The following is an 8,315-nucleotide window of genomic DNA, read 5'->3' on the forward strand; positions in this document are numbered from 1 at the left end:
AGAAGTCGAGTCACATGATTCTATCGGTAGAAAAGCTATCTTTTAAATATCCGAATCAGTCTCATTACGCGATTCAGAATGTGACGTTTCAAGTAAAAAAAGGTGAATGGGTCGCCATTGTTGGACATAATGGGTCTGGTAAATCAACGATTGCCAAGCTACTTATTGGTCTGCTTAAACCGGAAAATGGAATTATCAAACTGTTTAACACTGTACTCAATGAAGAAACGATTTGGGATATTCGTAAGCGAGTCGGGATGGTATTTCAAAACCCGGATAACCAATTTGTCGGTACAACGGTCGAAGATGATGTAGCGTTTGGCTTAGAAAATAACGGAGTACCCCGCGAAGACATGATCAAACGGGTAAGGGAAGCTGTTCAGCAAGTAAACATGGAAGAATTTTTGCAGCATGAGCCTCATCATCTTTCTGGCGGACAGAAACAACGTGTCGCTATTGCTGGAATTATTGCGCTACAACCGGATTTAATCATTTTGGATGAAGCGACATCGATGTTAGATCCAAAAGGAAAGCAAGAAGTATTGGAAACGGTTCGACATTTAAACAAAAAACAGCATATTACTGTTTTATCGATTACTCATGACCTTGAAGAAGTCGCCAAAGCGGATCGAGTCATTGTCATGAACAAAGGGGAAATTATGGCAGAAGGAACACCAAAACAAATTTTTTCGCTAGGGGTAAAGTTAGAACGAGTCGGGCTGGACTTGCCATTTGCTGTAAAAGTAAGTAACCAGTTAAAACAACATGGCCTTCCTTTATCTTCGAACTATTTTACGGTAGAGGAGTTGGTAGACGAGTTATGGACATTATATTCCAGCAAGTAGAACATGTTTATCATGCCAACTCACCATTTGCGCGCAGGGCATTATACGATGTCAATATAACAATAGAAAGCGGTTCGTATGTTGCAATTATCGGTCATACCGGCTCCGGGAAATCTACATTATTGCAGCATTTAAACGGTTTGTTACAACCAACAAATGGAAAGGTCATTGTAGGCGAGCAAGCGATTACAAGTGGAAAACGACAAAAACAGTTAAAACCGTTACGCAAAAAAGTCGGGATTGTATTCCAATTTCCTGAACATCAGTTATTCGAAGAAACAGTGGAAAAAGATATTTGTTTTGGCCCTATGAACTTTGGTGTTCCAGAAGAAGAGGCGAAACAAAAAGCAAGAGAACTTCTTTCGTTAGTAGGGCTTCCGGAAGAAGTGTTAACAAAATCGCCTTTTGATTTAAGCGGTGGGCAAATGCGCCGCGTGGCCATCGCTGGAGTCCTTGCCATGGAGCCAGAGGTGATCGTATTAGATGAACCAACAGCCGGCTTAGACCCTAGAGGTCGCACAGAAATTATGGAAATGTTTTATCGCCTTCATCACGAGAAGAAACTCACAACCATTTTAGTGACACATCACATGGAAGATGCAGCAAAATACGCTGACCATATGATTGTGATGCATAAAGGAACAGTTTGGAAAACAGGAACACCCCAACAAATCTTCCATGACCCAGACGCTTTATTACAAATTGGACTTGATGTGCCGGAAACAGTATTGTTCAAACAGAAACTGGAAAAGAAACTTGGGGTAGAAATTCCTTCACCATGTTTAACGATTGAGCAAGTGATTGAAGGAGTCGAAAAATTATTTTCTAGGGTGAATGGCCATGATCAATAGTATGATTATCGGAAAATATGTACCTGGCGATTCCATTATTCACCGTATGGATCCACGCGCAAAGTTGCTGTTAGTGTTTATCTACGTGTTTATTGTTTTTTTAGCGAACAATAGTGTAACATATACCGTTTTAACGATGTTTACACTTGTTCTTCTCTTTTTATCGCGAATCCCGATTGCTTTTATTTTAAGGGGCCTGAAACCAATTCTTTGGATTGTGCTAGTGACATTTTTGCTGCATATGTTCATGACAAAAGAAGGGGATTTGCTTTATCAATGGGGCCGGCTTGCTATTTATGAGGGCGGTATCAAGCAAGGAATTTTTATTTCTCTTCGTTTTTTATTATTCATCATGATAACCACATTGTTAACGTTGACGACAACGCCGATTGAGGTAACGGATGGAGTTGAAAGTCTTCTGGCGCCATTAAAAAAACTTCATGTTCCTGTTCATGAACTTGCGTTAATGATGTCAATTTCGCTTCGATTTATTCCGACGTTATTAGAAGAAACAGAAAAAATTATGAAAGCTCAAGCGGCGCGTGGAGTCGATTTTTCCGGAGGCTCTTTTTCCGAAAGAGTAAAAGCCATTGTTTCTTTGCTCGTTCCTTTATTTATTAATTCGTTCAAGCGTGCCGAGGAGTTAGCGACTGCCATGGAAGCACGGGGCTACCGCGGCGGGGAAGGAAGGACGAAATTTCGTCAGCTCACATGGAAGCCTTTGGATACATTCTGTTTGATAGCTGTCTTTGTATTAGCGATGATCTTGTTCGTATTACGTTCATAGTGAGGAATCGGCGATGAAAAGAATAAAATGTATTATTTCTTATGACGGTACGCATTTTGCTGGCTACCAAGTTCAACCAAATAAACGGACGGTACAAGGCGAATTGGAACAAACGTTAGCAAAGATGCATAAAGGCGAGATGGTTCGTGTAGTGGCTTCTGGAAGAACGGATGCAGGTGTTCATGCATACGGACAGGTCATTCATTTTGATTCTTCTTTGCTTCTTCCAGCTGAACGTTGGCAAAAAGCATTAAATGCTCTATTGCCTGATGATATTGTCGTAAGAGACGTGCAGGAAGTGGATTTTTCTTTTCACGCTCGCTTTAGTGCGACCGCAAAAGAGTATCGCTATAAAATACGAACGGCCGAAGAGCAAGATGTGTTTTCGCGATACTATTGTTATCACTATCCATATGCATTGGACATAGAAGCGATCAAGCATGCACTGAACGCGGTGAAAGGAACTCACGATTTTACAAGTTTTTGTTCAGCGAAGACAGAAATTGAAGATCGAGTGCGGACTATTTATGAAGCGGAAGCCATTTCATCTCATAACGGTCTCGAATTTCGCTTTGTCGGCAATGGTTTTCTGTATAATATGGTACGAATTCTTGTCGGGACGATACTGGAGATTGGGCAAGGAAAAAGAGAGGCAGATTGTATTCCTTCGATTTTACAAGGAAAAGATCGCCGCCTTGCAGGAAAAACAGCTCCCCCTCATGGCTTATATTTATGGAATGTCTACTATGACAACTAATCCTGGTGTAACATTTTCTTGACATTAGTATCCTAAAGAGATATTATATCATATGGTATGTATTTTAACCCCACGATTAGCCCCGGAATTAATCGTGTTGAAATAAATATAAAAACGTAGCTCATTTTTTTATTTTAGGAGGGAAAATCATGCGTACAACTTACATGGCGAAGCCAAAGGAAGTAGAACGTAAATGGTACGTTGTTGACGCTGAAGGCAAAACGCTAGGTCGTCTTGCAAGTGAAGTAGCAGCAATTTTACGCGGCAAACATAAACCAACTTTTACACCACATGTAGACACTGGTGATCATGTCATTATCATCAATGCAGAGAAAATCGAGTTAACGGGTAAAAAGTTAACAGACAAATTGTATTATCGTCACAGTTTGCATCCAGGCGGATTAAAAGTAAGAACAGCACTTGAAATGCGTACGAACTATCCTGAAAAAATGCTTGAATTAGCGGTTCGTGGTATGCTTCCAAAAGGTCGTCTTGGCCGTCAAATGTTCAAAAAATTACATGTTTACAGAGGCAGCGAACATCCACATCAAGCACAAAAACCAGAAGTTTACGAACTTCGCGGATAATCGATTAAGGAGGGTATTATTTTGGCACAGGTACAATATTATGGCACAGGCCGTCGCAAAAGTTCTGTTGCGCGTGTACGCTTAGTTCCTGGTGATGGACGCATTATCATCAATAATCGCGACATTCAAGATTATATTCCATCTCAAGCATTAATCGAAGTTGTAAAACAACCATTAGTATTGACAGAAACATTAGGTAGCTATGACGTATTAGTAAACGTAAAAGGTGGCGGTTTCTCTGGTCAAGCGGGTGCAATTCGTCACGGTATTGCACGTGCGCTATTAGAAGTTGATCCAGAATATCGTCAAACGTTGAAACGTGCGGGCTTATTAACTCGCGATGCTCGTATGAAAGAGCGTAAGAAATACGGTCTTAAAGGCGCTCGTCGCGCACCTCAATTCTCAAAACGCTAATGTTAATAATATGTTTAGCAAAATCCCAGCCAATTCGGCTGGGATTTTTTTCTGTTTTCATCATTTCTTTTTCACGCATGTTTGGGATAAATCGTTAGAAACTACATCTCAAAGGAGCGTGAAAGCAAATGAATGTGATTACGTCTTTTAAGGAAAAGAAAAGGGAAAAGCAAATCACATATGAGCGAAAAATGCTTCGGGAATTATCCCTTGAGAAGCTCAAAAAGCATGTTCATGAATGCTTTGACTCTTTTTATCGAACATATCGCGTTTTTCCTTCTGTCATTGAAGATGGATGTGTTGATATAGCTATTGAGGCATACTTACTGGGAGCGAGTTACAGCCGCTTTGGTTATTACGGTGAACCGATGGAAATGGTGAGACGACGTTCAGAGCGTGAAGAAAAATACTTAATCGATACCTTGTTTGACTTTTTATGTTTTTGGGGAAATATTGATGATGTATTCGTAGGTGAATCGTTATATTATATGTGCGAACATTATATTTCCCACTGGTGGATCGAAGGATTTGAAAAAGGAAAAAAGCGGCGCCGCTTGAAACTTCATTAATGAGTTCTATTTTCTCCTCTTGTCCCATATAAGATAAATAAGGGGGAAACGCAGGAGGAGAAACGATGAAAGTAAAACTATGGGGTGCAGTTATTGGTTTCGTTATGCTCATCATTTTTTTGCAGTATATCTTTACAGATACAAGTTCAACGAAATCATGGAATCTTCCTCTTTCCGGACGGATTATCGTTTTGGACCCCGGGCACGGGGGACCTGACGGTGGAGCCGTAGGGGGAGAAGTGATCGAGAAAGACATTGCTTTACATGTCGCGAAAAAGTTACGTGACTATTTACAGCAACAAGGGGCGCTTGTATTATTGACACGCGAAGATGATAGCGACTTAGCTGATAAAGATACAAGAGGGTATAGCCGTAGAAAAGTGGAAGATTTACGAAAGCGAGTAAAATTTATTAACGAATCTGAAGCAGATTTATTTATTAGCATTCATCTGAATGCCATCCCTTCTCCTCGTTGGCGCGGAGCACAAACTTTTTACTACGGTTCATTGATAGAAAATGAACGGCTTGCCAAATTTATTCAAGCAGAGCTTCGTCGCAATTTAGAAAACACGGATCGTTCTGCCAAAGTCATTAATACGGTTTATTTATTAAAATATGCGAAAAAACCGGGGGCCCTTGTTGAAGTAGGGTTTTTGTCCAACCCGGAAGAACGCGAACTTTTAGCTTCAGACCAGTATCAAACGAAACTTGCCGCCTCCATATATAATGGAGTGTTGCGATACTTTTCAAACGAAAAAAATCCTCCTAACTAGGGAGGATTTTCTATTTCTATAGCGGTGGAAGCATAAAGTTCACGATTCCTCCAAATGTATGTTATAGTAAAAATATGAAAACGAATACATAAGGATTGGTGATGAGCGATGTTAACGGAAAGTGATGTAAGAGGATTGTTAGAAAACATACAAGACCCGTTTTTACATAAAACGTTTAAAGAAACAAACGCGATTCAAGAAATCAAAATTAAGGAAGACAAAGGACATGTGAGTGTCAAAATTGCTTTAGCGAAAACAGGGACAGCAGAGCAGTTGCAAGTGCAAACGACAGTTGTACAGGTATTAAAAAATGCAGGAGCTGTGTCAGTAGGATTACGATTTACTCAACTTTCCGATGAGGAAATCGCCAAGCATCGTGACTCTCAAAAACAAACGACCTATATCGCGATTGCAAGCGGTAAAGGAGGAGTAGGAAAATCAACTGTTTCCGTTAACCTAGCTGTTTCTCTTGCCCGTCTTGGAAAAAAAGTGGGGCTTATCGATGCGGATATTTACGGATTTAGCATTCCTGATATGATGGGGATTGTCGAGAGACCTGTTGTGCGGGGAGAAAAAATTATCCCTGTAGAACGGTTCGGGGTTAAAGTCATTTCAATGGGATTTTTTGTGGAAGACAATGCCCCTGTCATTTGGCGTGGCCCGATGTTAGGAAAAATGTTAAACAGCTTTTTCCAAGAAGTCGAATGGGGAGAATTGGATTATTTACTGTTAGATTTACCACCGGGAACAGGAGATGTCGCATTGGATGTTCATTCGCTGCTTCCGAGCTGTAAAGAAATTATTGTTACAACGCCTCATCCGACAGCAGCATTTGTTGCCGCGAGGGCAGGGGCGATGGCCCTTCGGACGGAACATCAAATTATTGGTGTCATCGAAAACATGTCCTATTTTGAAAGCAGACGAACAGGTGAAAAAGAATACGTCTTCGGCAAAGGAGGCGGTGAGAAGCTTGCAAAAGAACTGCAAACAGAGCTATTAGGGCAGTTGCCGCTCCAGCAGCCTGATTGGAATGATGACGATTTTGCTCCGTCTGTATATGCGGAAGACCATCCAATCGGTAAAATTTATATGAACATTGCGCGTAAAATTATTGAAAGATCGTAACGCATATAAAAGCAAAAGGAGCGTCTCTTTTCATGAGAGGGCTCCTTCTTAAAAAGATAAGAAAGTATCAATGTGAAACGAACACTGTCAGCATCAGCGACCAACCAGTTTGCTTCTTGAATCGGCATTGGTGCAATAGTTACACAAAGCATGACTTGAAAAATGATGCTTGAGAGCTCGGCGCCAAACCAGTTCCCTTCTCGATGGTAAGCCGGCTGCCCAGCGGGTGAAGAACATTTGTCCGTCACGGGAGCCAAGATGGCAAAATTGGCGCTTGCTCTTTTCTGAGAAATCTTTCATTTGTTAAACGGAGAGGGAGAAGTTCATTGGTTACCAGCCTTGCTCTGGTGGCTTTTTCTTTGCAAAGCGGTCAGGGCAAGCGAGTTGTCATCGCTTTTTTAACTGCCTCCTTGTCCTTGTTGTCCACTTTCTTCCCCTTCTCCTCCTTCTTCATTTCCTTCTTGCTTTTTTGTTCCTTGCTGCATATCTTCAGCAGCTTTTACTAAGATATCTTGAATTTTCGCTTTAAATAAAGGACTGTTAAATGTTTCAGTAATGAGTTGTTGAAGATGACCACGAAATTCTTTACTTTTCAAAACGGTAAGCATAGCTTTTTCCATTTCTGGATTTTGCAGAACATCTATCATCATCCCTTGATATTCTGGGTCTTTCATTAAAGATTTAATGGTTTTTTCTTGTTCTGTTTTTAAACTTTTTGCAAAGCTTTCTACAAACTTTGGATCTTGAAACGCTTTTTCCCAAAATTCGGTCCCTTGCTTGGACACTAAAATTTGTTCGAGAGTGTCTTTCACTACTGCTTGATCGAGAATAAGTTGCTGTTTGATTTTTTCATCTTTTAAAACCTCTTGAATAGCCTTTTTTCCTTCATCTGTTTTTAAAATATCAACCACCATTTTTTTCGTCTGATCGTAATCAGGCGGAGGTGAGCTGATCTCTTGGGGAGCACAAGAACTAAGGATAAGGAAATAGCTCAATAAGAGGAGCAATGTTCCTTTTTTCATGTGTAAATTAAGCTCCTTTCTGCAAAGGTCCTTATCCTTAATATGAATTTTCGACAAAAAAATATGCATTCCGCTTATGAATAGCTGGCTTTTTGAGAAAGTGATTGATACAATTTTAAAGGAACGATTAGAAATAATGATGGAGGATGGAGCTGTGAACAGCCGTAAGTGGGTTCGCTTATTTTTAACAACATTAGCAATTGGTGGAATCACTACAGCGATTATAGGATTCACTCTTAAATGGAGTAAGTATCAAAAGCTGTTTATTGAATTACAAATAGGGGAAATTTTTGCTGTATTAATTTGGTTTATTGGTGTTGGTTTTATTTTTAGCATCATTAGCCAGATGGGGTTTTTCTCTTACTTAACCATTCATCGATTTGGATTAGGGGTATTTCGATCTGCTTCCCTTTGGAATTCTGTGCAAATTGTTCTTATCTCCTTTGTACTTTTTGATTTGGTGTATTTTCGCTATCAGGCGTTTGCTACGAAGGGAGAGTCGATTGTTAGCTACATGTTAGTTGCCTTGTTTATTTTGTTATTCGGTCTCGTGGTAGCGTACGTCAAAAGCAAACAAACCAATAA

At 40.2% G+C, this 8,315-nt stretch carries 11 protein-coding genes (1 of these 11 only partly in view); 10 read left to right on the plus strand and 1 reads right to left on the minus strand.

Annotated elements, in window-relative coordinates:
* Positions 1-14: 14 nt before the first annotated feature.
* The 9 genes from ISX45_RS16470 (at position 15) to ISX45_RS16510 (ending at position 6,708) form a co-directional block, all read left to right on the plus strand.
* Positions 15-845 (plus strand): energy-coupling factor ABC transporter ATP-binding protein, encoded by an 831-nt coding sequence (locus tag ISX45_RS16470; RefSeq protein ID WP_181557595.1) that lies wholly within the window; start codon positions 15-17, stop codon positions 843-845.
* Positions 821-1,696 (plus strand): energy-coupling factor ABC transporter ATP-binding protein, encoded by an 876-nt coding sequence (locus ISX45_RS16475; RefSeq protein ID WP_194519421.1) that lies wholly within the window; start codon positions 821-823, stop codon positions 1,694-1,696. Before ISX45_RS16470 ends, ISX45_RS16475 begins: the two co-directional genes overlap by 25 nt.
* Positions 1,686-2,483 carry an energy-coupling factor transporter transmembrane component T family protein gene (locus ISX45_RS16480; RefSeq protein ID WP_194519422.1) on the plus strand — a complete coding sequence of 266 codons (798 nt, stop codon included), beginning with the start codon at positions 1,686-1,688 and terminating at the stop codon, positions 2,481-2,483. The genes ISX45_RS16475 and ISX45_RS16480 overlap by 11 nt, the downstream gene beginning before the upstream one ends.
* 13 nt (positions 2,484-2,496) lie before the next feature.
* Positions 2,497-3,240, plus strand: coding sequence for a tRNA pseudouridine(38-40) synthase TruA (truA, locus tag ISX45_RS16485; RefSeq protein ID WP_194519423.1), 744 nt, complete (start codon positions 2,497-2,499; stop codon positions 3,238-3,240).
* 149 nt (positions 3,241-3,389) lie between these two features.
* Positions 3,390-3,827, plus strand: coding sequence for a 50S ribosomal protein L13 (gene rplM / locus ISX45_RS16490; protein WP_181557591.1), 438 nt, complete (start codon positions 3,390-3,392; stop codon positions 3,825-3,827).
* Between the two features lie 21 nt (positions 3,828-3,848).
* Positions 3,849-4,241 (plus strand): 30S ribosomal protein S9, encoded by a 393-nt coding sequence (gene rpsI / locus ISX45_RS16495; protein WP_181557590.1) that lies wholly within the window; start codon positions 3,849-3,851, stop codon positions 4,239-4,241.
* Between the two features lie 128 nt (positions 4,242-4,369).
* Entirely contained in the window at positions 4,370-4,810 is a 441-nt protein-coding gene (locus tag ISX45_RS16500) for a YbaK family protein (RefSeq protein ID WP_194519424.1), read from the plus strand.
* A 65-nt stretch (positions 4,811-4,875) separates the two neighbouring features.
* Positions 4,876-5,583, plus strand: coding sequence for an N-acetylmuramoyl-L-alanine amidase CwlD (cwlD, locus tag ISX45_RS16505; protein WP_181557588.1), 708 nt, complete (start codon positions 4,876-4,878; stop codon positions 5,581-5,583).
* Between the two features lie 108 nt (positions 5,584-5,691).
* Positions 5,692-6,708, plus strand: a complete 1,017-nt coding sequence (locus ISX45_RS16510) for an Mrp/NBP35 family ATP-binding protein (RefSeq protein ID WP_194519425.1) — start codon at positions 5,692-5,694, stop codon at positions 6,706-6,708.
* Between the two features lie 398 nt (positions 6,709-7,106).
* Here ISX45_RS16510 and gerD read toward each other — a convergent pair whose 3' ends face one another.
* Positions 7,107-7,730, minus strand: coding sequence for a spore germination lipoprotein GerD (gene gerD / locus ISX45_RS16515; protein WP_181557586.1), 624 nt, complete (start codon positions 7,728-7,730; stop codon positions 7,107-7,109).
* Between the two features lie 154 nt (positions 7,731-7,884).
* Between gerD and ISX45_RS16520 the strand changes: the two genes are divergently transcribed.
* Positions 7,885-8,315 carry the 5' portion of a KinB-signaling pathway activation protein gene (locus ISX45_RS16520; protein ID WP_181557585.1) on the plus strand. The gene runs 190 nt beyond the window's last position, so 431 of the gene's 621 nt are visible here — the first part of the coding sequence; the start codon lies at positions 7,885-7,887; the stop codon falls past the right edge of the window.

The organism is Thermaerobacillus caldiproteolyticus (assembly GCF_015326725.1).
Taxonomy (GTDB): domain Bacteria; phylum Bacillota; class Bacilli; order Bacillales; family Anoxybacillaceae; genus Thermaerobacillus; species Thermaerobacillus caldiproteolyticus.

Excerpts from the sequence above, each read along its gene's own strand:
- ISX45_RS16470 (WP_181557595.1), top strand. The coding sequence starts at position 15 with ATGATTCTATCGGTAGAAAAGCTATCTTTTAAATATCCGAATCAGTCT.
- ISX45_RS16475 (WP_194519421.1), top strand. The coding sequence starts at position 821 with ATGGACATTATATTCCAGCAAGTAGAACATGTTTATCATGCCAACTCA.
- ISX45_RS16480 (WP_194519422.1), top strand. The coding sequence starts at position 1,686 with ATGATCAATAGTATGATTATCGGAAAATATGTACCTGGCGATTCCATT.
- truA (WP_194519423.1), top strand. The coding sequence starts at position 2,497 with ATGAAAAGAATAAAATGTATTATTTCTTATGACGGTACGCATTTTGCT.
- rplM (WP_181557591.1), top strand. The coding sequence starts at position 3,390 with ATGCGTACAACTTACATGGCGAAGCCAAAGGAAGTAGAACGTAAATGG.
- ISX45_RS16500 (WP_194519424.1), top strand. The coding sequence starts at position 4,370 with ATGAATGTGATTACGTCTTTTAAGGAAAAGAAAAGGGAAAAGCAAATC.
- cwlD (WP_181557588.1), top strand. The coding sequence starts at position 4,876 with ATGAAAGTAAAACTATGGGGTGCAGTTATTGGTTTCGTTATGCTCATC.
- ISX45_RS16510 (WP_194519425.1), top strand. The coding sequence starts at position 5,692 with ATGTTAACGGAAAGTGATGTAAGAGGATTGTTAGAAAACATACAAGAC.
- gerD (WP_181557586.1), bottom strand. The coding sequence starts at position 7,730 with ATGAAAAAAGGAACATTGCTCCTCTTATTGAGCTATTTCCTTATCCTT.